The following is a 25281-nucleotide window of genomic DNA, read 5'->3' on the forward strand; positions in this document are numbered from 1 at the left end:
CTTATAGCAATGTTGGTTGTGTATTTTTCCTCCGCAACGGAAAATACCCGCCGTTTCGTTGACAAGCTGGGCCTGCCAAGCGCCCGCATCCCGCTGCGCAAGAATGATGAACCGCTCATTGTGAGTGAGCCTTATGTTCTTGTCTGCCCCACCTACGGGGGAGGGGCCTCTATTAGCCGCGAGAACTCTCGCCCTGTTCCGGGGCAAGTCATTCGCTTTCTCAACAATGAGCACAACCGCGGCCTCATCCGCGCGGTTATCTCCGGCGGAAACAGTAACTTCGGCGCAGACTTTGGCAAGGCCGGAGACGTAATCTCCGCCAAGTGCAAGGTGCCCTACGTTTATCGCTTCGAGTTACTTGGTACCGATGAAGACGTTAAGATTTGTAGGGAAGGCCTGCTGGCGAACGCAACGGCCCTAGGGCTGGAAGCCGCTGCCTAAACTTATAAAAAATAGGTAACTGTGCAATGCGCAGTTACCTTACATATTTTTCTAAACCGTTTCTCACCGCGGCGTAAGACATGCGCTGCCAAGCAAAGGAAGGCTCCAAAAGCCGTGACAACGCAATTGGGCAAGACCGTAGCCGAACCCGTGAAGCCAGAAGAACAGCTTGATTACCACGCTCTGAATGCCCTGCTGAACCTTTACGACGAAGAGGGCAAGATTCAGTTCGATAAGGACCACGAGGCTGCCAACCAGTTCTTCCTGCAGCATGTCAACCAGAACACGGTCTACTTCCACGACTTGGAAGAAAAGATGCGTTACTTGGTGGAAAACAAGTACTACGAGCCAGCTCTGCTCGAGCAGTACGACTTTGACTTCATCAAGTCCCTTTTCAAGCGCGCTTATTCCTATAAATTCCGCTTCAAGTCCTTCTTGGGTGCGTACAAGTATTACACCTCTTATACGCTCAAGACTTTTGACGGCCGCCGTTACCTCGAGCGCTTCGAGGACCGCGTTTCTATGACTGCTCTGTTCTTGGCAGACGGTGACACCACCATCGCTGAGCACCTAGTCGACGAAATCATGACCGGCCGCTTCCAGCCGGCAACCCCGACCTTCCTCAACGCTGGCAAGGCGCAGCGCGGCGAGCTCGTTTCCTGCTTCCTCCTGCGTATCGAGGACAACATGGAGTCCATCGGCCGTTCCATTAACTCTGCGCTGCAGCTTTCCAAGCGCGGCGGCGGCGTGGCACTCTTACTGTCCAACATCCGCGAGGCCGGCGCTCCGATCAAGCACATCGAGAACCAGTCCTCCGGCGTTATCCCAGTCATGAAGCTGTTGGAGGATTCCTTCTCCTACGCAAACCAGTTGGGTGCGCGTCAGGGCGCAGGTGCTGTTTACCTCAACGCACACCACCCGGACATCATGAACTTCCTCGACACTAAGCGTGAGAATGCTGACGAGAAGATTCGTATCAAGACTCTCTCTCTGGGCGTTGTCATCCCTGATATCACCTTCGAGCTGGCCAAGAATAATGACGACATGTACCTGTTCTCGCCATACGACGTTGAGCGCGTCTACGGCAAGGCCTTCGGTGACATCTCCATCACCGAGCACTACGAAGAGATGGTCGAGGACCCACGCATCCGCAAGAAGAAGGTCAATGCTCGTCACTTCTTCCAGACCATCGCCGAGCTGCAGTTCGAATCCGGTTACCCGTACATCATGTTCGAGGACACCGTGAATAACGCGAACCCGGTCAAGACCGGTCGCATCAACATGTCCAACCTCTGCTCGGAAATCCTGCAGGTCAACTCTCCGTCCGTATTTGCCGACGATCTCAGCTACGAGACCATGGGCTCCGATATCTCCTGCAACCTCGGTTCGCTGAATATCGCCACCACCATGGATTCCCCAGACTTCGCTCTGACCGTCGAGACCGCCATCCGTGGTCTAACCGCAGTGGCTGATAAGACCGCTATCAACTCCGTACCTTCCGTGCGCAAGGGCAACGATGATTCTCACGCCATCGGCCTTGGCCAGATGAACCTCCACGGTTTCCTAGGGCGCGAGCACATCGAGTACGGCTCCGAGGAAGCACTGGACTTCACCAACGCCTACTTCGCCGCGGTTCTCTACGCTGCTCTGCGCGCTTCCAACAAGATTGCCCGCGAGCGCGGCGAGTACTTCTCCGAGTTCCCGCAGTCTGAGTACGCCTCCGGTGAGTTCTTCGATCGTTATGACCCAGCCGAGTTTGCCCCACGTACTGCACGTGTGCAGGAGCTTTTCGACGCCTCGTCTATCCACACCCCAACTGCGGAAGACTGGGCTGCGCTGAAGGCGGACGTCGCCAAGCATGGCCTCTACAACCGCAACCTACAGGCAGTGCCGCCGACAGGCTCCATTTCTTACATCAACAACTCGACCTCTTCGATTCACCCAATTGCGTCGAAGATCGAAATCCGTAAGGAAGGCAAGATCGGCCGCGTCTACTACCCGGCGCCGCACATGGACAACGACAATCTGGAGTACTTCAAGGACTCCTACGAGATTGGCTACGAAAAGATCATCGATACCTACGCTGCCGCCACCAAGTACGTGGATCAGGGCTTGTCGCTGACCTTGTTCTTCAAGGACACTGCCACCACCCGCGATATCAACAGGGCGCAGATTTACGCATGGCGCAAGGGCATCAAGACCTTGTATTACATCCGCCTGCGTCAGATGGCGCTTGAAGGAACCGAAGTCGAAGGCTGCGTTTCCTGCATGCTCTAACGGTAAAGAGTCCTCACCTTAACGGGTGAGGACTCTACTTTAGTTCTTTTGCTTGTTTCGCTCTTTTCGCTTTGCTTGTTTGCTTCTTTCCCCTTGCTTGTCGCAAAGGAGCCTTTTAAGCCTTCGCTCCGGCGCTTGCGCGGGCCTCGTCCAGGATGGAGCGCGCGATAGTCTCCGCCTCGTCTGGGCGTTGCTCCGCGATGGCGCGTGCCAACTCTTGATGCAAGTGCGCGGTGCCGGCGATGGGGTTGCGCTTTTCCGAACCGAAAACTGACTTTCCTTTGAGCATTGAGAGTAGGGAAGGGGTAAGTGCCGCGAACATCTCGTTGCCCGAAGCGTGCAGCACCATACTGTGGAAGCGCAGATCCGTTGCTAGCTCTTCGCCAACTCGGCGGGAAGGCTTCATCTCCAACTCGTGGAGACGCTCTGCGAGCTCCAGGATCTCTTCTCTTTCCTCTTCTGTTGATTCCGTGGCGGCCATCCTTGCGGCGATCGGTTCGATGGCAAGGCGGAGCTGATTGAGAGAATTGAGCTGCTTTTTCTGGGAAGCCTCGCAAGCTAGGCGCCAGTTAATAATCGATTGATCGAATACGGACCACTCGCTCAACGGCAGAACCGTAATACCGACGCGCCGTGAGGAAGAAACCATGCCTAGCTGCTCCAGAGCGCGCATAGCCTCGCGGGCAACGGTGCGCGAAATGTCGAAACGAACGCAGATATCCTGCAAGGTGAAGCGCTGGCCGGTTTCAATGGCGCCGCTTACTATTTCTGCGCCGATTTCGTCTAGAACCGTATTGAGCAGGGGAGTAGGAGACTCGCTGGTGCTGGTCACTGTAGGGGATCCTCCTTTTGTGAGACCGCAGTTTGAGAGTGCACGAGGCAAAGCGGAAAGAGAATAATTTCCGGCATTCATAAGCCAATCTTGAAACGTAAATACATCTTAAGCGATTGCCGAATCGATCGCTTTCAATGCGTGCAATAGTTTTTGAATTGCGTTCAACCTCTAAACTTTCGGGGTGCGCTCCAAAGTTGTATTTCCCGGCTTTTCTAAGGCCCAGATTAGGCAGCCTTTGATTCCGCCCTTGAGACCACGTTTAGGCCGCATTTGAGACCGCCGTTTAGACCGCTTTCTAAAGCTGCAGCGCTCATTGTTGGCAGGGCCTAGGATGGTATGCTCGTCGGAGAATGGTTAACCGCAGTTAGCCCAAGATGAATTCCGTTTAAGAAGAAGGTGGAGTCTGACCGTGTCGCACGAGTATGACGAGTACATCGCTAGCCACGCAGAGCCTGTGAAGGCTATTAACTGGAACACCGTTCCAGACGATAAAGATTCCGAGGTCTGGGACCGCCTTACCGGCAACTTCTGGTTGCCAGAGAAGGTGCCTGTTTCCAACGACTTGCAGTCTTGGAAGACCTTGACCGAGCACGAGCAGCAGACCACCATGCGTGTCTTCGCGGGTCTTACCCTCCTCGACACCATTCAGGGCACCGTTGGTGCTGTCTCTTTGCTGCCGGATGCAAAGACTCCGCACGAGGAAGCCGTCTACACCAACATCGCTTTCATGGAGTCCGTTCACGCGAAGTCCTACTCAAACATCTTTATGACGCTGGCTTCTACTCCGATGATCAACGATGCATTCCGCTGGTCGGAGGAAAACGAGAATCTTCAGCGCAAGGCAAAGATCGTCATGTCCTACTACAAGGGCGCCGATCCGCTGAAGAAGAAGGTCGCCTCCACTTTGCTTGAGTCCTTCCTCTTCTACTCCGGCTTCTATCTGCCGATGTACTTCTCTTCCCGCGCTAAGCTCACCAACACCGCGGACATCATCCGCCTGATTATCCGCGATGAAGCAGTTCACGGCTACTACATCGGCTACAAGTTCCAGAATGGCTACAACGAGCTTTCTGAAGCGGAGCAGGCAGAAATTAAGGAATACACTTTCGATCTTCTCTACGATCTCTACGACAACGAGATTGACTACACCGAAGATCTTTACGACGAGCTCGGTTGGACCGAAGACGTCAAGCGCTTCCTGCGATACAACGCCAACAAGGCGCTGAACAACCTTGGCTTTGAGGGGCTGTTCCCGGCAGACGAGACCCGGGTTTCCCCGGCCATCTTGTCTTCGTTGTCTCCGAACGCGGACGAGAACCATGACTTCTTCTCTGGCTCTGGTTCCTCTTACGTCATTGGTAAGGCAGAAGACACCACCGATGAGGACTGGGACTTCTAACTCGCCCCGCCTTTTTACCTGGCTCCCTTGAGTCGCATGTTTAACAGTGTCTCTTGAGCGTTGGGAGCCACGCGCACTTCCAAGGATTAATCAATCTTCCGGTTGATTACCTTAGGGGGTGCGTTTCGTCGTTTTAACGCCAGGCAACCGCAAAAACTTGTGGCGAGAATCACGCGGAAGCGCAATGGTTTTGGGGCAGGTTTTCGGCCGGCGGCCGTCGTGCTGGGAATTTTCGAAAAATACTGCCTAAAAACGGGGTTAACTAGCTTCTATGGCCATTGGGGAAAGCTGGAAATTTCACAGCGAAGTCCCCTAATATAAGTCGAGTAAACCTAGGTGTTGTGGCGCTAGGTCCTATTTTTGGGCTTTGGCGTGAACGACACTTGTTCTTCAGGAGGAAATTAATGACCGCTGTGGCGCCAAGGCTCGACGATTACGTCGCGCCAACTCGTCCGGAGCCTACTGGCAATGCCAAGACCGGCTCTAAGGCTTGGGTAATGCTCACCACCACCGACCACAAGCAGCTGGGCATCATGTACTTGATTATGTCCTTCAGCTTCTTCTTCCTCGGTGGCTTCATGGCCCTGTTGATTCGTGCTGAGCTTTTCAGCCCGGGTCTGCAGTTCCTGTCCAACGAGCAGTTCAACCAGCTGTTCACCATGCACGGCACTGTGATGCTGCTGCTGTTCGCAACTCCCGTTGTGTGGGGTTTCGGTAACTACATCCTGCCGCTGCAGATTGGCGCGCCGGACGTTGCCTTCCCACGTCTGAACGCATTTGGCTTCTGGATCACCCTGACTGGCGGCATCGTTATGCTGCTGGGCTTTGTCACCCCGGGCGGTGCAGCTGACTTCGGCTGGACCATGTACGTCCCGCTTGCCGACGCCGTCCACACCCCAGGCATCGGTGCCGACATGTGGATTGTCGGTGTTGGCGCTACCGGTGTTGGCACCATTGCTTCCGCAGTCAACATGATCACCACCATCCTCACCCTGCGTGCGCCTGGCATGACCATGTTCCGCCTGCCGGTATTCACCTGGTGTATCTTCACTGCTTCCGTCATCGTTCTGATGATCTTCCCGCTGCTGACCTCTGCAGCACTGGGCATCCTGTATGACCGCAAGCTCGGCGGCCACATCTACGACTCCGCTAACGGCGGCGCCATCCTGTGGCAGCACCTCTTCTGGTTCTTCGGCCACCCTGAGGTTTACGTCCTGGCACTTCCGTTCTTCGGCGTTATCTCCGAGGTCGTTCCGGTCTTCTCCCGTAAGCCAGTCTTTGGCTACATCGGCCTGGTGTTCGCGGTTCTGGCCATCGGCTCCCTGTCCATGGCTGTGTGGGCGCACCACATGTTCGTTACCGGCGCTATCCTGCTGCCGTTCTTCTCCTTCATGACCTTCCTCATCGCGGTTCCGACCGGCGTTAAGTTCTTCAACTGGGTAGGCACCATGTGGAAGGGCCACATCACCTGGGATACCCCGATGATCTTCGCTATGGGCTTCATGTCCACCTTCCTCTTCGGCGGTATGACCGGCGTTATGCTCGCTTCCCCGGCACTGGACTTCCACCTTGCTGAGTCCTACTTCCTGATTGCGCACTTCCACTACACCCTGTTCGGTACGGTTGTGTTCTCCGCGTTCGCAGGTCTGTACTTCTGGTTCCCGAAGATGACCGGCCGCATGCTCGACGAGCGCCTCGGCAAGATTCACTTCTGGCTGACCTTCATCGGCTTCCACGGCACCTTCCTTATCCAGCACTGGGTGGGCAACATGGGTATGCCACGTCGTTACGCTGACTACCTCGAGTCTGATGGCTTCACCGTCTACAACCAGATCTCCACGATCTTCTCCTTCGTTCTCGGCGCATCCGTTATCCCGCTGGTTTGGAACGTCTTCAAGTCCTGGCGCTACGGCGAGATCGTTACCGTTGATGACCCTTGGGGCTACGGTAACTCCCTCGAGTGGGCTACCTCCTGCCCGCCGCCGCGCCACAACTTCGTTTCCCTGCCGCGTATCCGCTCTGAGCGTCCTGCCTTCGAGCTGCACTACCCGCACATGGTTAAGCGCATGCGCGAGGAAGCACACGTCGGCCACCACTAGAGCTTTTAGCACCGACTGTTAAGCACTAGAGCTAGCCGCTTTACTCCTGACAACCGCCTCCCCAACTGCACTGGCAATGGGGGAGGCGGTTTTGTGCGTTCAAGGCACTATCCAAGTCGAATGTTTGGCGATTACTCCCATTTCCATCGATTCGCGTGGGATACTAACCGAGTGGATTATCAAGCTGACAACGTAAAGGATCCCGCGTGTGATACCTTCGCGGTGATTACGACTTCCGGTCCCGATAAGCCTGGCGTATCGGCGGCATTCTTCCGAGTGCTCTCTTCGCATAGCGCGGAGCTTGTCGATGTCGAGCAAGCCATCTTTTCGGGCCGCATCTCGCTTTCGGCCTATGTCCGTCTTGCTGGCGAAAGATTGCCGCAACTGGAACACGGCCTGCGCAATACGTTGAGTATCTATAGCCAACAGGTGACTCTATCTGTAGAAGAGGCAGAGTCCGGCTCCCGCCCGCGTTCGACTCACTCGGTGGTGATTCTGGGGGAGCAGCTATCAGCCCAGACTATGTCATCACTTGCTCAGTGCCTGGCAAACTTCGATGCGAATATCGATCGTATTCGCGGGTTGTCGACTTCCCCGCTTTTAGGATTCGAACTATTCATTACCTTGGAAGGCTCTGCCGATCCAGTCCGTGCAGCTTTGGCGCAGTTGTCGAAGGAGCTTGGCGTTGACATCGCGATCGAGAGAGCAGGCCTGCAGCGTAGGGCAAAGCGCCTCGTGTGCTTCGATTGCGATTCCACGCTTATCACAGGAGAGGTCATCGAAATGTTGGCCGCTCACGCAGGCAAAGAAGCAGAAGTCGCTGCAGTAACCGAAAGGGCAATGCGGGGCGAGCTCGATTTTGAGCAGTCTCTTCGTGAGCGTGTAGCTACTTTGGCTGGCTTGGACGTGGAAGTAGTCGACGAAGTTGCTCAGCAGTTGGAGCTTACCCCAGGAGCGCGGACAACCGTGCGAACCCTAAAGCGGATGGGATATCGCACTGCTGTAGTCTCCGGCGGATTTATCCAAGTGCTGGAAACCCTCGCCAAGGAACTGGAGCTTGACTATGTGCGCGCTAATACCCTGGAGATCGTCGACGGGAAGCTCACCGGCCGTGTTATCGGCAAGGTCGTTGACCGAAAGGCGAAGGAAGAGTTCCTTCGCGAGTTCGCCGCGGACTCGGGTCTCCTGATGAGCCAAACAGTCGCAGTTGGGGATGGCGCTAATGACATCGATATGATCACTGCTGCGGGCCTTGGAATCGCGTTCAATGCGAAACCTGCGCTTAAAGAAGTCGCTGATGCTTCCGTCAATCATCCGTATATGGACGAAATTCTCCAGATTCTTGGGGTGCCCGCAGAGGAGATTGCAATTGACTAGCTTTGATGTTGCGCATGCACGTCTGGTGAGCGCCATGGACTCGCGCAACTGGCGTGACGACCCAGAAGATCCTGCAAAGCCAGAAACCGTTCAAGCAATGCAGATTGCGTTGCATATCCCGAAGCAGCCCGTTCCGAGCCGTACTGAGGTGCTGGAAGCCGCCGCCCAGGCAGTGGTAGCGGTTTGCCTCGATGAGCGCGCCGGCGAGGATGGTGCCTTTTCAGCAGCGCTCGCGCAATGGTACGGACACCGCATCCGCAAGGTCGCACGCCGCGCGCGGAACAAAGCATGGAGCGATGTCCAACAGCTACCTGGCGTTACCGTTAGCGATCGTGCTCGTGCTTTTGTGCCTTCTGCGGTCGCTGATGTTGAACCGGCCATCCGGAAACTACAGATCGGTCACACCGACTTAGAGCGGGACGAACCAGGCCCAGCATTACCGGATACGCCGGTTATTTACGTCGATGGTTCGCTAGGAATGTCGGTCGGTAAAGCAGCGGCCCAGGTGGGGCATGGGTCGATGATGCTTGCGGCGACAATGAGCCTCGACGAGGCGCAGGCGTGGGCTGAGCGCGACTTCGCGCTTTCAGTACGCGAGGTAAGCCACGCCGACTTCCAAGAAGCCTGCGCGCACCCTAATGCCGTTGTCATTCGCGACGCCGGCTTTACTGAGGTCGCCCCTGACTCTGCTACTGTGTGCGCGCTGCCACGAGCCGTTTAAGGGCTTCTTTTACAGTCCCGGAATTGGTTGTTGTCCAAAAACGCGGCATGGATGCTTTCAGGAATCCGCCGTAGCGTTTGGTTTCGAGGCGGTTATCCAAGACTGCGACGACGCCGCGGTCATTGATCGAGCGCAATAACCGCCCAGCTCCCTGTGCCATGAGCAGTGCCGCATGAGTTGCAGATACCTCCATGAACCCACTGCGCCCTGCTGCCTGCGCGGCCTCGGTACGCGCTTGCATGAGGGGATTATCGGGGCGGGGGAAGGGGATGCGGTCAATCAGCACGAGCGAGCAGGAAGGCCCCGGCACGTCGACGCCCTGCCAGAGCGTGAGCGTACCGAAGAGGCAAGAATTTTCGTTCTTGCTGAATTTATCGACAAGCGCTCCAATTGAGTCTTCACCTTGGACATAAATATCGAAAGGGAGCTTGGCTTTGAGTTCCTGTGCCGCCTGCTCTGCAGCGCGTCGCGAGGAGAATAACCCGAGGGTCCGGCCGCCTGCGGCCATGATGAGCTCACGCATTTCCTCGAGTGTCTCTGGAGCAAGCCCATCGCGGCCAGGCTGCGGCAAGTGCTTGGCCACGTAAAGGATTCCCTTCTTCGCAGGATCAAAAGGCGTGCCCGCATCGAGGGAATCCCACGTTCCCTTCGGCATGCCCCATTGCGCGGCCATGGCATCGAAGCGGCCACCTAGCGCGAGGGTCGCCGAGGTAAGCACAACAGTTTGCTCACCGAAGAGTTTCTCGTGCAGCATTCCGGCGATGGATAAGGGAGCTACAGCCAACGCATCGATCATCGAACGCTCATCGCGCTCTACCCACACCACGTCCTCCTGCGCGGAAGGATCACCGGTGGCGAAGACATCCAGAATACGGGCAACTGCCTCAGACATAGTGACCAAGTGATTGGCCAAGTTCTGGCGTTCGGCGAAGGTTTCTGGATCATTCGCCTGCTCACCTTCAGGCGCGCGAGCGATGGCTTCTTTGCAATCACGCAGGGTATCGCCCAAAGAGGTCAACTGTTGCTTGGCATTGTCCGGCATATCGATCCAGCGGCCGGGCGGAAACTCGCCCAGAAGCATCACGAATTCATCGGCCATCTGCGAAAGCCTTTGGTCTTTGCCTTGCGCACCAAGTGATTTGGCGCGGTTAGCCGCCATCTTGATTGCACGACCGGTGATTTCCGCAGTAGACACCGAGGTGATACGCCCATCGAGTTCGTGGGCCTCATCGATGATTACAACTTCGTGCTCGGGGAGAATATTGATATCCGATACCGCATCGATGGCAAGCAGGGCGTGGTTCGTCACCACGATGTTGACATCCGCTGCTTTTCGCCGCGCCGCCTCAGCAAAGCATTCCTCACCGTGCGGGCAACGCGATGCGCCGAGGCATTCGGCAGAAGTGACAGAAACTTGGCGCCAAGCTAAGTCGGGGACGCCAGGGTCAAGATCGTCGCGGTCACCCGATTCGGTCTCATCCGCCCACTCATAGATGCGCTGAATATGCCGACCCATTCGGGAGACTTCTTGTTCTTCCATCAGGGCTTCTTCCGCCGCCAATTCCTCGGCTCGCGCCACCTTGTTCATACAGAGGTAGTTGGAACGGCCCTTCATGATTGCGAATGTGGGCTCAACTTCCATTACTGCTTTCAGAGCGTCGACCAATCGCGGAAGGTCACGCTCAACAAGCTGACGCTGCAGCGCCAAGGTAGCAGTTGAGACGATGACGGTGTGCCCGGAGTTCTGCGCATGTCTGATCGCCGGAACTAGATAAGCCAGCGACTTGCCCGTACCTGTGCCAGCCTGTACGGCAAGATGGCGCTCTGACTCGAGCGCGCGCGTGACTGCATTTGCCATCTTCATCTGGCCATCACGCCGCGCGCCGCCGAGCGCTTCGACGGCAGTATCGAGGAGCAGTTCCGTGGTTTGATTCAAAGGCTGGTCGCTCACTCGACACAGTCTAGCTACTTGCCACACTAAGTAAGAACCATGAGGCTTAGCCAACGGCAGCAATGCCGGAGCAATGCTGAAGGCATGCCGAATTGGCCTTTCGAGCTGTGCTTGAAAGGCTAGGGCTAAGCTCGAAAGGCTAGGGCTAATCAACTCGGCACGCGATGGGTTCAGCGAAAGGCGGGATGAACATAACGCCTTGTTTAGTTCGCCGATAAGTAGCATGTTCTGCTTTCAGGCCGTTGTGGTAACGACACAAGGGCAATAGGTTTCCGGCATTTGTTTCGCCTCCCGACTTCCAAGGGGTGATGTGGTCAACCTGGCAGTCTGTGCCGGGAATCGTACATCCGGGATGCGCGCATTGTGGAAATGTCGAAAGCACCATGTCCCTTTGTTTCGCATTGGCAAAACGCTGCATACGGTACTGATTAACTGGCCCGTGCCGCGGATGAACGAGGGTTGCAAGCCCATGCTGGGCTAAGCGTTCAGCGACAAAATCGGTGCCGTTGCGCACCGTACCGTCGGTTGCTCTCAGCTGTATTTCTTCGCCAGCGCCTTGTGCGATTTGGGTGAGTTCGTCGAGCGTAATGATGACGTTGGCTACACGCGCTGGGGCAGGAGCGACGTCGTTAAGCGAGGCCTCACCCCGTCCTAATTTTTCGAAGCCTCTTAGGATTGCCGACTCACTAGGGGTAACGGAATCGCTAAGGCCGGTGATCCGCTGGAGAGCATCCTTCAGCCAAGGTTTGTCGGTGGTAATGGCCAGCCGCATCCATCCGTTCGCGCCGTGGGAAAAGCTGGCGCGTGGTTTCCGCGGTGGCTTCTTGATGAGTTTGCGGGCGGTGGCGTCGATAAGGTGCTCCGGTGTGGCACAAAGGCGAGCGCGTATCTGCCAGGAGTTGCGTACCTTCGCTAGTTTGCCCTCGATCTTCTCTAGAACGCGCAGGCTATGGCCTTGGGACTGAGCATTTGCGCGGGCTGCGGCCTGGAGGCGTGTGGCATGAGTCTTTCCGTAATAAACCTCGGCGAGGCGCACGGCCATGGTTGCATCGACACGGCTTACACCCATGCGCGTGAGAGCGCGGACGTCTAGACCAGCGATGGGCTCAAGGCTGGTGACGTCGAGCCGCAACGCTGCGATAAGCGGTGGGTGCGTGGTTGTCATAGCCCTGACAGTAGGGGCTGCCAGGAAGACAAAACAAGAGGCATTTTTCTGCCTGTGGATAACTCGCGGCTGGTCTAGTCTGGTGCCTAGCCGCCCGGTCAGCTTCGTTTATTCGTCAACAAAGTTATCCACAGCTGTGCTACGTTCATTGCAGTTTTCGCAACTCAGCTGTGGCTTTGCCAGCGGTATTAGGAGTGCTCGGGAAATCCCACCAGGCGGGTTGGAACTGCCGGCTCATCACGAGTAAGCGCAAGGCCTTCCCACGGCAGGGTGGTAATCGCTTGGGCACGATATTCGCGGGCCTGGTGCAGGTTGGGCAGTCCCTCGACAATCTCTCCGTCACGCATTAGCGGGACTGTCATCTCGCGGGTGGAAAGAGTGCCAGTGTCAGGATCCGCGGCGTCGAAAGGCAGCACAATCTCCTCGACCGCGACACCTGTGGAGCGGTAGGTGCGCAAAGCACGCTTGGCGCCGCCTTGCGATTGCTTCGAAGAAGAACGCTTTGCCACCGGATGGCCCTCTACCTCAACGACCTTGTAGACCATGCCGGCAGTTGGCGCGCCGGAGCCGGTAACGACGGAGGTACCCACGCCGTAGACGTCAACCGGATCGCCACGTAGGCCCGCGATGGCGAACTCGTCGAGGTCGGAGGAGACCACAATCTTGGTGTTGTGGTTGCCTAGGTCGTCGAGTTGTTTGCGCACGCGGCGGGTAACTGGGCCGAGATCGCCGGAATCGATACGTACTCCGCCCAACTGCGGACCAGCTACTTTCACTGCGGTTTCGACACCCTTGGTGATGTCATAGGTATCGACCAAGAGGGTGGTATCGACTCCGAGCGTTTCAATCTGGGAGCGAAACGCTGCTTCCTCATTGTGTGAGCCATCCTTGTTGACGTGCGCTAGTGTCCAAGCGTGGGCAGCGGTGCCAGAGACGGGTATGTCGTAGCGGTATCCGGCCTCCAGATTCGAGGTGGCGTTGAAGCCCGCCAGGTAGGCGGCGCGGGCAGCGGTGACTGCGGCATATTCGTGGGTGCGGCGGGAGCCCATTTCAATGATGGGGCGCCCATCTGCAGCGGTAACCATTCGCGAGGCTGCCGACGCCACTGCCGAGTCGGAGTTCATGATTGACAGGATGACGGTCTCTAGGATTAGGCACTCGCCGAAGGTACCCCGAACGGTAAGCAGGGGAGTGTTAGGGAAATAAATCTCGCCCTCGCGGTAGCCGTCGATGTGACCGGAAAAGCGGTAGTTGCGCAGGTACTCTTTGGTCTGCTCATCGAGAAAGTCCATCTGCGCCAGCTGCTGTGCGGTGAACTGGAAATCTCGAACCGCACGTAGCACACGCTCAGTGCCGGCGACCACGCCATAACGCCGCTCATTGGGCAGCCGACGGGCAAAAACTTCGCAGGTCACTTGGCGGTGCGCGGAACCGTCTTTGAGCGCTGCTTGGAGCATAGTCAGCTCGTACTTATCGGTCAGCAGCGCTGTGGAGCGGTCAGGGTCGGAGGGAAAAGTATGTTCGGCGATGTTAGTCACATCGGAAATGGTACCTAGCGGCCAACTTCTTAGCAGCGATTACTCCTTTAATCTTTTAATGCATGTGTAGAAATTTCGATAGGGTAGAAGGCATGAATGCGCACTTTGCTCTACCTGGTGGTTCTGTCCGCCTGGGGTCGCCCATGGCCACTCCGGAATTAGATGAGGCCATCGAGGTCGATGTTGCAACCAGCGAAAACCTCCCTTGGATGTGCATTGTTTGGGACGACCCAGTCAATCTGATGAGCTACGTTTCCTACGTCTTCCAGACGGTTTTGGGCTACGACAAAATGCGCGCAAACGAGCTGATGATGCAGGTCCATACTGAGGGCAAGGCTGCGGTATCGACGGGCGAGCGCGACAAAGTCGAGGCAGACGTAAAGAAGCTGCAGATTGCTGGTCTGTGGGCCACTATGCAGCAGGCAGGCTAGGAAGGCACAGTCAGATGCAGGCTTGGAAAAAGAAGAAGTCGCTGATGCGCGCGGTGCGTTACACCACCATTTTGGAGCCGATGGAGCGCGAGGTTTTAGGTGACCTCACCTCTACCGTCTCTGAGGCGATTATTGCCCGTGCTCAGTCTGCCCCGCAGGATGAGCTTGCGCAGATGCTGGATATGCCAACTGGGCATACGGAAGCGCCGGAAGACCCTTCCTTGGCTCGTCTTTTCCCTGACTTTGAGAAGCCGGGGGATGAGGAATACGAAGGCGATAACTCTCTTCTGCGTTCTTTGCATGAAAATGACATTGCGCGCGCAAAGCTGAAGAACCTGCAGGTTATTAACACCGCGTTGGGGCCGACGGGCGGCGTGGAGGTCACTATCAGCGAGGAAGAAGCGCATGCCTTCCTTACGGGTTTGAACGATCTGCGTTTGTTTGTGGCTGCAGGCGATGTCCCGGAGGAATCGATGAGCGAGGACCGCGACATGCTCGTGGAATGGTTGGCTTATTGCCAAGATTCCCTGCTGCAGGTGTTGATGGACTAGATCATGGCGCTTATCTCCATTGGCCATGTCAGCAGGCATGACACTGGCGTCACGGTTTTATATTGCGGCGCCGAAGGAGCGCTCGCGAGCGTCGACGTTCGTGGCGGCGGCCCAGGCACGCGGGAGACGGATCTCCTCGAGCCACACAACACGGTTGAGCGCGTGCATGCCATCACTTTGGCTGGCGGTTCTGCTTTTGGGCTCGCGGCTGCCGACGGCGTGATGAACGAGCTAGCTTCCCAAGGCATCGGTTTCCCTGTGCTGGGTGAGGACAAGCCTGGTCCGCGGGTGCCGATTGTGCCGGCGGCGGTGATTTTCGATCTCCTTGTTGGTGCTGAGCGCCCCACAGCAGCTGATGGAGCGGAGGCGGTGCGGCGCGCTATTGCGGAACATGATGATTCGACGGGCAGCGTAGGCGCTGGTGTGGGCGCTACTGCTGGCAAGCTTCGCGGCGGTTTGGGCTTGACGGAGCAGCAGGTACGCACGCCGATGGGGCAGTTTACGGTTGGTGCCGTGGTGGTAGCGAACCCAGTGGGCAACGTTGTGGACGCAGAGACTGGGCGCCTATTTGGTGCGCCGCATGCCGCGCCTATCGACGTCGCGCGTTTCGGCCAGCTGCAGCACCCCGCGGAGTCCAAGCTCAACACCACGATTGGAGCAGTGTTTTGCGACGCCCCGGTAACCAAGGCTCAAGCCAAGCGCTTGGCCATGGTGGGCCATGACGGTATCGCTCGGGCAGTGCGTCCGGCGCATTCGCCGTTGGACGGGGACACGCTTTTCGCGCTGTCGACTGCCACGGAAAACGGTGGGGTTGATACCGCGACGCAAGCGGCGCTATGCGATGCTGCGGCGGGGGTTGTCGAACAAGCGATAGTCGAGGCAATCGTGAAAGCGGCTCCTGGCCTGGGCTTAGAGGCCTATAGCTCCATGCTGGACTAAAGTTATTGCCATTATGACTTCAGGTGATTCCTCGCGTTCTACCGCTTTGAAAAATCGTGGCGATTCAAAAAATTACACACGCGGCGGACGCATCCGCACAGGCCTGGGGATTGCCGTGGCCTTTTTGGTTGTGGAATGGGCCGTGCAGTTGGTCAACTACGTGCTTTTTAATGGCAACTTGGCCAACTACGGCATCCACCCGCTGGATTTCAACGGTATCTGGGGCATCTTTACGGCGCCGTTGCTGCATGCGAACTTTGAGCATCTCATCGGCAATTCGGTGCCGGGCGCTATCTTTTGCTTCCTCATTGGTCTTTCTGGCAGAAAAGCCTGGTGGGAGGTCACGATCATCACGGTGCTGATTGCCGGCATAGGCACTTGGCTCCTCGGCGGGCCTGGTACCTCGCACATCGGTGCTTCTTCTTTGGTTTATGGCTGGCTGAGCTATCTCATCGTGCGTGGCCTGTTTAACCGTTCTTTCGCCCAAACGGCATTGGGCGTATTCCTCGGTTTTGCTTATTCGGGCTTGGTGTGGGGCGTGCTGCCGGTCTATGAGGGAGTCTCGTGGCAAGGGCACCTCTTCGGCGCGATCGGGGGTATCGCGGCGGGTATGATCATCACTTCCGACGACCCAGTGAAGGTGGCGAAGAAGTAAATGGCATCCGCTGCATCCCCGATCGGTATTTTCGATTCCGGCGTGGGCGGTCTCACGGTTGCGCGAACGATCATTGAGCAGCTGCCCAACGAGTCCATCATCTACATAGGCGATACCGCGCATTCGCCGTACGGCCCGCGGCCCATCGCTGAGGTGCGCGAGCTATCTACCGCCATTGCAGATGAACTCGTAGAACGCGGCTGCAAGATGATCGTCATCGCTTGCAATACCGCCACGGCGGCCTTCTTGCACGATGCCCGCGAGCGCTATGACATCCCAGTTGTTGAGGTCATCCGCCCGGCAGTCCGACGCGCCATCGCTACTACGCGCAATGGCAAAATCGGCGTTATCGGTACTGAGGGCACCGTGAACTCTGGTGCCTATCAAGACCTTTTCGCTGTCAACCCACACATCGAGGCGCATGCGGTGGCGTGTCCGGACTTTGTAGGTTTTGTCGAGCGGGGGATTACTGCCGGCCGCCAGATTCTCGGCGTCGCTGAGGGCTACCTCGCACCGCTGCAGTCCGCGGGTGTCGACACCCTGGTGCTCGGCTGCACGCATTACCCACTGCTGACTGGCGTCATCCAGCTGGCCATGGGCGAATCCGTCACCCTCGTTTCTTCTGCAGAAGAAACAGCCAAGGACGTCATGCGTATCCTTACTGAAACCGACATGCTGGCGCCGGAAGACGCCACTCCGATCCGTAAATTTGAATCGACCGGTGACCCAGAGACCTTTTCACGTTTGGCTTCCCGCTTCTTAGGCCCGCAATTGTGACCTACCGCGCGTGACACGGTTTCACGTCTTTTTCACCCCAATCCCAGCAATCGGGAAGGTTTCGTGGAACTATTGGACACATGAAGCTGACGATTCTTGGCTGTTCCGGCTCCGTCCCAGTCCCGGGAAACGCCGCCTCTGGGTATCTGGTGTCCTTTCCTGATGCGCCATCAATCGTGATGGATATGGGGCCTGGAACTTTGGCGCGCCTGCAAGAAGTCCAAGACCCCTGCGATGCGCATGTCGCATTTAGCCATCTTCACGCCGACCACTGCATGGACTTTCCCTCGTTGATGGTATGGCGTCGCTTCCATCCCACGGCACCTGCGCCTTCGCGTAATTTTTGCCTTGGGCCGTCTTATACGCCACAGCACCTGGGTCGTCTTTCCTCTGACGAAGTCGACGGTGTCGACGATATGTCGGATACCTTCGCCTTTTCCCCGTGGGTAGACCGCGAGCGTCAGCTCATCGATGACGTTTATATGACTCCTTTTAAGGTCATTCACCCAGTAGAGACGTATTCGTTGCGCATGGAGCATGCGAAGACCGGTAAGACCATTACTTACTCCGGCGATACCTGCCCAACCCCCGCGCTTGTCGATGCTGCCCGCAACGCCGATCTCTTCTTATGCGAGGCCGCATGGGGAGCGACGTCGGAAGGCAAGGCACCTAATATGCATATGTCGGGCGCGGAGGCAGGCCGCGTGGCACGCGAGGCGGGCGTAGCAAAGCTGGTGCTCGTTCACCTTCAGCCATGGGGAGATAGTTCAGAAACCCTGCGTGCAGCACAGACGGAGTTCGACGGCGAGATCGTCTTGGGCGCGCCGGGCATGGAGTTTGAGCTCTAGTACCCTTGGGTGCATGACTGATTTTTCTCGTGCTGATGGTCGCGCGCTAGACCAAATGCGAAGCGTGCGTATTACCCGTAACTTCACCACCAACCCGGCAGGTTCCGTGCTCGTCGAGTTTGGCAACACCCGCGTGATGTGCACCGCCTCCGTGGAGTTTGGCGTGCCGCGCTTTAAGAAGGACTCCGGCGAGGGCTGGTTGACCGCTGAGTACTCGATGTTGCCGGCAGCAACGCACGACCGAATGCCTCGCGAGTCCATGAAGGGCAAAGTCAAGGGCCGTACCCACGAGATTTCCCGCTTGGTCGGGCGCTCTCTGCGTGCTGCCGTGGACCTTTCCGAGCTGGGCGAGAACACCATCCAGCTCGACTGCGACGTTCTGCAGGCAGACGGCGGTACCCGCACGGCTTCGATTACCGGTGCGTACGTGGCCTTGGCAGATGCTATCGAGTACCTGAAGTCCGAGGGCGTCGTGCCGGGCGAGCCGCTGCTGGACCCAATCGCCGCGGTATCCGTGGGCATCATCGATGGCGAGATTTGCCTCGACCTGCCTTATGAAGAAGATTCCCGCGCGGAGGTCGACCTGAACGTGGTGATGCAGGAAGGCGGCGACTTCGTGGAGATTCAGGGCACCGGCGAACACGGCTTGTTCGGCCGCGCTGAGCTGAACTCCATGCTGGATGTGGCACAGAAGGGCTGCACCGAGCTGATTGCTGCGCAGAAGGCTGCTTTGGGATGGTAAAGCTTCTCGTCGCATCGAATAATAAGAAGAAACTTGGCGAGCTCGAACGCATCCTCGCAGACGCGGGAATCGAAGGCGTCGAGCTGCTACCACTTTCCGCTGTGCCGGCGTATGACGAACCGGTGGAGGACGGACGCACGTTTGCCGATAACGCACTGATTAAAGCCCGTGCTGGCGTTGCCAATACTGGTATCGCCACGATTGCGGATGACTCGGGTATCGCCGTCGAAGAGCTCAATGGAATGCCGGGCGTGCTCTCCGCGCGCTGGTCTGGCCAGCACGGCGATGACCAAGCCAACAACGAGCTGCTTCTCGCACAGATGGCTGATGTTCCCGACGAACGCCGCCAAGCCGCCTTTGTCTCCGTGTGCGCATTGGTCACGCCAGACGGCGCGGAACACGTGGCTGAGGGCCGGTGGCCAGGAATGCTGCTGCGCGCACCAAAGGGCGAGAATGGCTTCGGCTATGACCCGCTTTTCCAGCCGGAGGGCGAGCAGCGCTCCTCGGCGCAAATGAGCCCGGAGGAAAAGAACGCGGTTTCCCACCGCGGGCGTGCGCTGGCGCAGCTTACTAGCGCCATCGCCAAGCTGGCGTAGCTTTACCCCGGATACACTTAAGGCCCAGCAGATGCTGGGCCTTTTCTAGCTTAAAGCTGGAATTGCTCGGTGACTTCGCGGCGTCGCTTGTATTCCATCCAGAAGGATAGGAAAGGCACAACGCCGGCTAGGGCAGTAGTGATGAGCTTGCCTGCCGGCCACAGCGCACGCGGGCCGAGGATGAGAATCGAAAGCAAGTAAATCATGTAAGCCACGCCGTGGGCCTGGGCAATGTAGAGGCCCCAGTGCGGAATCTCCACGCCGACGATGTACTCGAGAACCATGCGCGCAACCAAGAGAAGTAGGAAGATACCGGTCACGGTTGCGGCGATGGAAAAGAACTTGAGTGGGCCGCGGATGCGGGCCTTACGGTCTGGGTGGATTTGGTTAGTCATGGCCCTACTTTCTAATTCTGGTCGTCGCCACGCCTGCGGCGCTGTTGGTTTAAGGCGTTAAAGGTTTCTACGTCCATCTGTGGGCGCTGCGGCAAGAAGTCCTCATCGATCTTAGTGACTTCGCCTTGCTCGGACTTTGCTTGGTGCTGGTAGTCCGTGACACCCATTTCGGCGGCTTCGTTCTCTGCCTCGATGCGCTCATTTTCATAACCTAGGGCGGTCTTATACGCATAAACCACAAAGACAGCGAAGAGTGGCCATTGGAAGGCATAGCCTAAATTTTGGAAGGTGCCGGAGCCGGAGCGGAAGCGCGTCCACTGCCAGTAGGCGAGCAATAAAAAGAGCACCACGAAAAACGCGATGAGGACGATATGCCACCATCGCACTTTCAGCTTCTGCCGCTTTGGCGCTTTGTTATTACTCACCCGTAACAGCCTACTCAACACAAACAAAAAACTGGATTCGGGTGCGCCAGTTTTAGCGTGGGCGTAGAAAACATGTAAACTACTTTCGTTGCAAGCGCCCGTGGCGGAATTGGCAGACGCGCTAGATTTAGGTTCTAGTGTCTTATGACGTGAGAGTTCAAGTCTCTCCGGGCGCACGCTTAGCCTCCGTGTCACACGGAGGCTTTTTGCCGTTCAGGGCTTATTTCTTGGCGCCATGAACATTTCACGTGAAGGTAATACTTTCGCAACCTAAGTTTCTTAGGCTCTTGAGGTCCCCTCGGAATCTCATACGGAGAAAATTCATGGTCCTCTCGCATCGTAAAATCGGCATTCTTGTTATCTCTTCGCTGTGCGCAAGCAGCCTCGTTGCCCCACATGCGCTGGCGCAGTCTGCTTCGGAAGGCTCACGCTTTACACTCGGCGTGCTTCCCGATACGCAGTTCTACTCTCGCTATTCCACCCCTGAGACTGGCAACCTCGCGCAGGAGCGCTACGGAAGTGAGCCTTATCGGGCGCAAACCGAATGGCTTGCGGAAAACAAAGACGCCCTAAATATGCAGTTTGCTACTCACTTGGGCGATGTCGTGGACCAGTCTGATGTGGAAGGGGAGTGGAAGGTCGCCGACGAGGCGATGCGTACGCTCGACCAGTCGGATCTTAACTACTCCATCCTTCCTGGCAATCACGACCTGACCGGCGATGCTTCCTACCAGCCTTTCAACCAGTGGTTTGGGGCTGACCGCGCCAAGGAGGCCAACTCGACGTTCCAGGAACGCTTCACTGGGGTCGATTCTGATTCCGAGTACCACATTTTTGAAGCCGAAGGCCAAGAGTATTTGGTCTTGGCCCTTGCATGGCGCGCCAACAACGAGGTGCTGGATTGGGCGCAGCAGGCTATCGATGAACACCCTGACCTTCCGGTAATCCTGACTACCCATGAGGTCTTGAACATTGATGGCTCCGGTGAGGTTTTCTATTCAGACGATTATGGCAAGCACTTGTGGGACGATTTCATCAGTAAAAACGACCAGATTTTCCTCACCATGGGTGGTCATCACCATGGCGCAGGCTACCGAGTGGACAAGAACGACTACGGACACGATGTTGTAGCTATCTTGCAGGATTATCAGATGGCCTATCAGGGCGGAAACGGCCTTTTGGGCGTCCTTGAGTTTGATCTCACCGGCAACGAACTCGAGATGGCAGCGCTTTCGCCATGGGTCGCGCAGAAGCCCCAGGAAGAACTCACGCAATTCGATGAGCTGATTTTGGAGGGCAAGGGCGATAGTTACAAGATTCCGTTCAATTTCGCGGAACGCTTCGCTGATTTTGACCCGCAGTTCCAGGTCGGTGATGAAAACAATGGCGATTTGGCGCAGGAGGCGCGCGATATCGTGTCTGCCGGTTATCGGCCATACGAAATTAAGGCCGATGAGCTTCCGCAGGGTCCGGATGACTTTGTGAAAAATGACAACACTGTCTTCCATTGGCGTCCAGGTGAGGCAAAGGACAAGGAAGGTGCAGCGCTTAACGACGGCGCACCTGCCGGCGCTGGCACCATCATTCCGGATATTGCGGGTGAGGGTGACTTGCATCGTGAAGGCGGCGTCGTTGGCGCAGACCGGGTGACGTATAGCTCGGACCATCACCCATTGTCGTCGGATAGCGGCTCGCTTTATTGGGCTGACCCGGCCGGCAAACCTACGACTGCGGAGTTTAAGTCGGCCAAGGATGCAGCTATTAATCGCTTTGATTCCGATTCGGGCTATACCTTTGAGTCTTTTGTGAAGCTGCCGGAGGACTTTGATGGCGAAAAGCATGGCTGGGGCAGTGCGATTTCGCGGGATTCGCAGATTTCCAAGTTAGTACCGGGCTCGACGGATACTGATCCCACCGTGATGTTCGGTGTGTCGAACTTGCGGGAGTTGCGCTGGTGGGCAGAGCCGGAAGAAGGAAGCGGCTCGACTGTGTGGTCGCACGAGGTGCCGAAGGACGAGTGGATGCACATTGCTGTGGTCAACGACCCAGAAAAGGACACCGTGGAGATGTTCATCAACGGTGCGCCGATTTTGCGTAATGCCAAGGGAGCGGAGGGGCTGTTGCCGCGTGACCTGCAGTGGGTAATGGGCGCAGGCCGCGGAGAAGGCCACCCACAAGACCCGTGGTACGGCTGGATCGGCGAGACCCGTCTGAGCAGCGGCGTGCTGGATAAGGAACAGTGGCTAACTGCTCGGGATCATGATGCTGATGCATCTGCCAACGGATCGGCTTCGGGATCGGCATCTGGGTCTTCCACTGGCTCTGCGGCGGGCCTGTCGAGCGGGGCGTCGAGTAGCGGCGGCGTCCTAGCCGCGGTGGTGGTGGGCCTTTTGGCGGTAGTCGGTGGAGGCTTTGCGCTGGCGAATTTCTTGAGCCGAACATTGGGAATTCCGCTGCCACGGTTGCCTTTCTAAAGCTTGCGAAAATCGCGATCGGAAGTGGAAACAATCGGGCGCAGAATGTGATTTTGTGCCCGATTTATCCTGTTGCTGAAGTAAATAAACACAATGTGCATTAAGAATCTGAGCTGGTGTTTAGCTATAGAAATTCGCAACAATGGTTTTCTTCCGATCGGCAGGTAATTCGGAAATCGCTGATAAAAAAGCTATCAATGCGATGTGGGGAAGCTTACGATCGGGGGCAATTTACCCCCGATCTAAACGGTATGTCCGTCTTTTATGAAATTGATGACCTGCGCGGGCATCGAATAAACACGGATGTGCTCTGTTACACAATTGCTCAAGTAGGAGGGTGTAGTCACGGCTCCTAAAATTGGAGACAAGAGGCGCTCGTCGCTTAGAAGGTGAGACCAAAGTTTCCGGCAGGAAACGCGTGGAACACAGTGACAGGAAACAGCGGCAAGGCGCCCCGAATCACTTGAATGAAATGTGTCAAACAAGAAGGGAGTCACAATCGTGACCACCGCAACGCAACCGCTGCAGTTTGAAGCCTGGAAAGGATTCGAGCCTGGTCCATGGACTGAAGGCATCAACGTCCGGGACTTCATCCAGCGCAACTACACTCCGTACGATGGAGACGCTTCCTTCCTCGCGGGCCCAACCGAAAAGACCCAGCGCACGTGGGACACCCTCGAAAAGGACTACCTGTCAGTAGAGCGCCAAAAGCGCATTTTCGATGTGGATACCCACACCCCAACTGACATCGATGCTTTCCCGGCCGGCTACATCTCTGAGGATGACGACGTCATCGTCGGCCTGCAGACCGACACTCCGCTCAAGCGTGCCATGATGCCAAACGGCGGCTGGCGCATGGTTGAGCAGGCCATCCGTGAGGCAGGCAAGGAGCCGGAGGAAGACATCAAGAAGATCTTCACCCGCTACCGCAAGACCCACAACGACGCTGTCTTCGATATCTACACCCCACGTATTCGTGCGGCTCGATCATCACACATCATCACCGGTCTGCCTGACGCATACGGTCGCGGCCGCATCATCGGTGACTACCGCCGCGTGGCTCTCTACGGTGTCGACTACCTGATTGCCGAGAAGGACGCCAAGAAGCACGAGGTCGGCGAGCTCGGTTTCAGCGAGCACTGGGCACGCTACCGCGAGGAGCACGCAGAGCAGATCAAGGCTCTGAAGAAGCTCAAGGTCATGGCACAGTCCTACGGCTTCGACATCTCCGGTCCTGCAAAGACTGCTCACGAAGCTGTTCAGTGGACCTACTTCGGCTACTTGGCTTCCATCAAGTCCCAGGACGGCGCCGCAATGTCCATCGGCCGCCTGTCTGCATTCTTCGACTGCTACTTCGAGCGCGACCTCGCAGCCGGCATCATCACCGAAGAGGACGCACAGGAAATCATCGACCAGCTCGTTCTGAAGCTGCGCATCGTTCGCTTCCTGCGCACCGAGGACTACGACCAGATCTTCTCCGGCGACCCATACTGGGCAACTTGGTCTGACGCTGGTTTCGGCAATGACGGCCGCCACATGGTTACCAAGACCTCCTTCCGTCTGCTGCAGACCCTGGTCAACCTTGGCCCGTCACCAGAGCCAAACATCACCATTTTCTGGGACCCAGCACTGCCAGAGGGCTACAAGAAGTTCTGTGCTCACATCTCGATCACCACTTCTTCCATCCAGTACGAGTCTGACAAGCAGATTCGTGAGCAGTGGGGCGACGACGCAGCGATTGCTTGCTGTGTTTCCCCGATGGAAGTTGGCAAGCAGATGCAGTTCTTCGGCGCTCGCGTTAACGCTGCAAAGGCCCTGCTCTACGCCATCAACGGCGGCCGCGACGAGGTCACCGGCAAGCAGGTTGTCGAGGGCTACGACGCTATCCAGGGCGACGGCCCGCTCGACTTCGACGAGGTTTGGAAGAAGTACGAGGAGATGCTCGACTGGGTAGTCGGCACCTACGTCGAGGCTCTGAACATCATCCACTTCTGCCACGATAAGTACGCTTACGAGGCAATCGAGATGGCGCTGCACGATTCCAACATCGTCCGCTCCATGGGCTGCGGCATCGCTGGTCTGTCCATCGTGGCTGACTCGCTGTCCGCCATCAAGTACGCTAAGGTTTACCCGGTCCGTGACGAGTCCGGCCTCATCGTTGACTACAAGACCGAGGGCGACTTCCCGTTCTACGGCAACGATGATGACCGCGCCGACGACATCGCTGCAACCATCGTCCACACCGTGATGGATAAGATTAAGGCCATCCCGATGTACCGCAACGCAATTCCAACCCAGTCCGTTCTGACCATTACCTCCAACGTGGTCTACGGCAAGGCAACCGGTGCTTTCCCATCCGGCCACAAGGCAGGTACCCCGTTCGCACCGGGCGCAAACCCAGAGAACGGCGCCGACAGCCACGGCATGGTCGCTTCCATGCTGTCGGTGGGCAAGCTGGACTACAAGGATGCGTTGGATGGCATCTCGCTGACCAACACCATTACCCCGTCTGGTCTCGGCCGCACTCCGGAGGAGCGCATCGACAACCTGGTGGGCGTGCTGGACGCAGGCTTCATCATGGAGTCCGAGTAAGCCACCCCGGCAATCAAGTTTCCCCCATTCAACCTCAACTCACTTCAAGGAGT

The 25281-nt window shown here is 57.0% G+C and carries 22 protein-coding genes and 1 tRNA gene; 17 read left to right on the forward strand and 6 right to left on the reverse strand.

All coding sequences use genetic code 11. The features are described from left to right. The first annotated feature begins 9 nt into the window (after positions 1-9). Positions 10-441 carry a class Ib ribonucleoside-diphosphate reductase assembly flavoprotein NrdI gene (gene nrdI, locus WM42_RS09200; RefSeq protein WP_062037394.1) on the forward strand — a complete coding sequence of 144 codons (432 nt, stop codon included), beginning with the start codon at positions 10-12 and terminating at the stop codon, positions 439-441. Between the two features lie 114 nt (positions 442-555). Then, on the forward strand, positions 556-2718 hold the full coding sequence (gene nrdE / locus WM42_RS09205) for a class 1b ribonucleoside-diphosphate reductase subunit alpha (RefSeq protein WP_062037398.1): 2163 nt from the start codon (positions 556-558) through the stop codon (positions 2716-2718). 115 nt (positions 2719-2833) lie between these two features. Here the strand turns inward: nrdE and WM42_RS09210 are convergent, their stop codons facing one another. Next, positions 2834-3550 carry a FadR/GntR family transcriptional regulator gene (locus WM42_RS09210; protein WP_062037402.1) on the reverse strand — a complete coding sequence of 239 codons (717 nt, stop codon included), beginning with the start codon at positions 3548-3550 and terminating at the stop codon, positions 2834-2836. A gap of 412 nt (positions 3551-3962) precedes the next feature. Between WM42_RS09210 and nrdF the strand changes: the two genes are divergently transcribed. The 4 genes from nrdF (at position 3963) to WM42_RS09230 (ending at position 9149) form a co-directional block, all read left to right on the forward strand. Further along, positions 3963-4952 carry a class 1b ribonucleoside-diphosphate reductase subunit beta gene (nrdF, locus tag WM42_RS09215; protein ID WP_061924418.1) on the forward strand — a complete coding sequence of 330 codons (990 nt, stop codon included), beginning with the start codon at positions 3963-3965 and terminating at the stop codon, positions 4950-4952. A 404-nt stretch (positions 4953-5356) separates the two neighbouring features. After that, a complete protein-coding gene (ctaD, locus tag WM42_RS09220; protein ID WP_062037405.1) occupies positions 5357-7051 on the forward strand; it encodes an aa3-type cytochrome oxidase subunit I in 1695 nt (564 codons plus the stop codon). 171 nt (positions 7052-7222) lie between these two features. Further along, the gene (gene serB, locus WM42_RS09225; protein ID WP_062039360.1) at positions 7223-8428 is read left to right on the forward strand and encodes a phosphoserine phosphatase SerB; all 1206 of its coding nucleotides are present in this window, start codon (positions 7223-7225) and stop codon (positions 8426-8428) included. Between the two features lie 34 nt (positions 8429-8462). After that, positions 8463-9149 (forward strand): peptidyl-tRNA hydrolase, encoded by a 687-nt coding sequence (locus tag WM42_RS09230; protein ID WP_062039357.1) that lies wholly within the window; start codon positions 8463-8465, stop codon positions 9147-9149. On the opposite strand, the gene WM42_RS09235 is transcribed toward WM42_RS09230, so the two are convergent. The 3 genes from WM42_RS09235 to WM42_RS09245 form a co-directional block, all read right to left on the reverse strand. Further along, complete coding sequence (locus WM42_RS09235) at positions 9118-11100, reverse strand: ATP-dependent DNA helicase (RefSeq protein ID WP_371326203.1); 1983 nt, start codon at positions 11098-11100, stop codon at positions 9118-9120. The two genes, WM42_RS09230 and WM42_RS09235, sit on opposite strands and share 32 nt — an antisense overlap. Positions 11101-11245: 145 nt before the next feature. After that, positions 11246-12265 (reverse strand): HNH endonuclease signature motif containing protein, encoded by a 1020-nt coding sequence (locus WM42_RS09240; RefSeq protein WP_062037408.1) that lies wholly within the window; start codon positions 12263-12265, stop codon positions 11246-11248. Positions 12266-12453: 188 nt separating this feature from the next. Next, a complete protein-coding gene (locus WM42_RS09245) occupies positions 12454-13722 on the reverse strand; it encodes a nicotinate phosphoribosyltransferase (RefSeq protein ID WP_235591349.1) in 1269 nt (422 codons plus the stop codon). Between the two features lie 173 nt (positions 13723-13895). Between WM42_RS09245 and clpS the strand changes: the two genes are divergently transcribed. From clpS to rdgB, 8 genes are all read left to right on the forward strand, one after another. After that, complete coding sequence (clpS, locus tag WM42_RS09250; protein WP_201057369.1) at positions 13896-14234, forward strand: ATP-dependent Clp protease adapter ClpS; 339 nt, start codon at positions 13896-13898, stop codon at positions 14232-14234. Positions 14235-14248: 14 nt separating this feature from the next. Next, on the forward strand, positions 14249-14785 hold the full coding sequence (locus tag WM42_RS09255) for a DUF2017 domain-containing protein (RefSeq protein WP_062037416.1): 537 nt from the start codon (positions 14249-14251) through the stop codon (positions 14783-14785). Positions 14786-14788: 3 nt separating this feature from the next. Beyond that, entirely contained in the window at positions 14789-15724 is a 936-nt protein-coding gene (locus WM42_RS09260; RefSeq protein WP_201057371.1) for a P1 family peptidase, read from the forward strand. Positions 15725-15737: 13 nt separating this feature from the next. Next, a complete protein-coding gene (locus WM42_RS09265; protein ID WP_062037420.1) occupies positions 15738-16379 on the forward strand; it encodes a rhomboid family intramembrane serine protease in 642 nt (213 codons plus the stop codon). After that, entirely contained in the window at positions 16380-17156 is a 777-nt protein-coding gene (murI, locus tag WM42_RS09270) for a glutamate racemase (RefSeq protein ID WP_062037423.1), read from the forward strand. It begins immediately after the preceding gene. A gap of 80 nt (positions 17157-17236) precedes the next feature. Continuing rightward, complete coding sequence (locus WM42_RS09275; protein WP_062037425.1) at positions 17237-18004, forward strand: MBL fold metallo-hydrolase; 768 nt, start codon at positions 17237-17239, stop codon at positions 18002-18004. A 13-nt stretch (positions 18005-18017) separates the two neighbouring features. Further along, the gene (gene rph / locus WM42_RS09280; protein ID WP_061924392.1) at positions 18018-18746 is read left to right on the forward strand and encodes a ribonuclease PH; all 729 of its coding nucleotides are present in this window, start codon (positions 18018-18020) and stop codon (positions 18744-18746) included. Then, on the forward strand, positions 18740-19342 hold the full coding sequence (rdgB, locus tag WM42_RS09285; protein WP_062037428.1) for an RdgB/HAM1 family non-canonical purine NTP pyrophosphatase: 603 nt from the start codon (positions 18740-18742) through the stop codon (positions 19340-19342). Before rph ends, rdgB begins: the two co-directional genes overlap by 7 nt. A gap of 50 nt (positions 19343-19392) precedes the next feature. Here the strand turns inward: rdgB and WM42_RS09290 are convergent, their stop codons facing one another. Further along, a complete protein-coding gene (locus tag WM42_RS09290) occupies positions 19393-19737 on the reverse strand; it encodes a DUF3817 domain-containing protein (RefSeq protein WP_062037431.1) in 345 nt (114 codons plus the stop codon). Between the two features lie 11 nt (positions 19738-19748). Beyond that, complete coding sequence (locus WM42_RS09295; protein ID WP_061924384.1) at positions 19749-20162, reverse strand: hypothetical protein; 414 nt, start codon at positions 20160-20162, stop codon at positions 19749-19751. 94 nt (positions 20163-20256) lie between these two features. Between WM42_RS09295 and WM42_RS09300 the strand changes: the two genes are divergently transcribed. The 3 genes from WM42_RS09300 (at position 20257) to pflB (ending at position 25228) form a co-directional block, all read left to right on the forward strand. Beyond that, positions 20257-20338 (forward strand) — tRNA-Leu (locus WM42_RS09300). A 147-nt stretch (positions 20339-20485) separates the two neighbouring features. Beyond that, positions 20486-22636, forward strand: coding sequence for a LamG-like jellyroll fold domain-containing protein (locus tag WM42_RS09305; protein ID WP_062037434.1), 2151 nt, complete (start codon positions 20486-20488; stop codon positions 22634-22636). Between the two features lie 501 nt (positions 22637-23137). Beyond that, positions 23138-25228, forward strand: a complete 2091-nt coding sequence (pflB, locus tag WM42_RS09310) for a formate C-acetyltransferase (RefSeq protein ID WP_062037437.1) — start codon at positions 23138-23140, stop codon at positions 25226-25228. Positions 25229-25281 lie beyond the last annotated feature (53 nt).

The sequence above is a fragment of the Corynebacterium simulans genome (genome assembly GCF_001586215.1).
GTDB classification, from domain to species: domain Bacteria; phylum Actinomycetota; class Actinomycetes; order Mycobacteriales; family Mycobacteriaceae; genus Corynebacterium; species Corynebacterium simulans.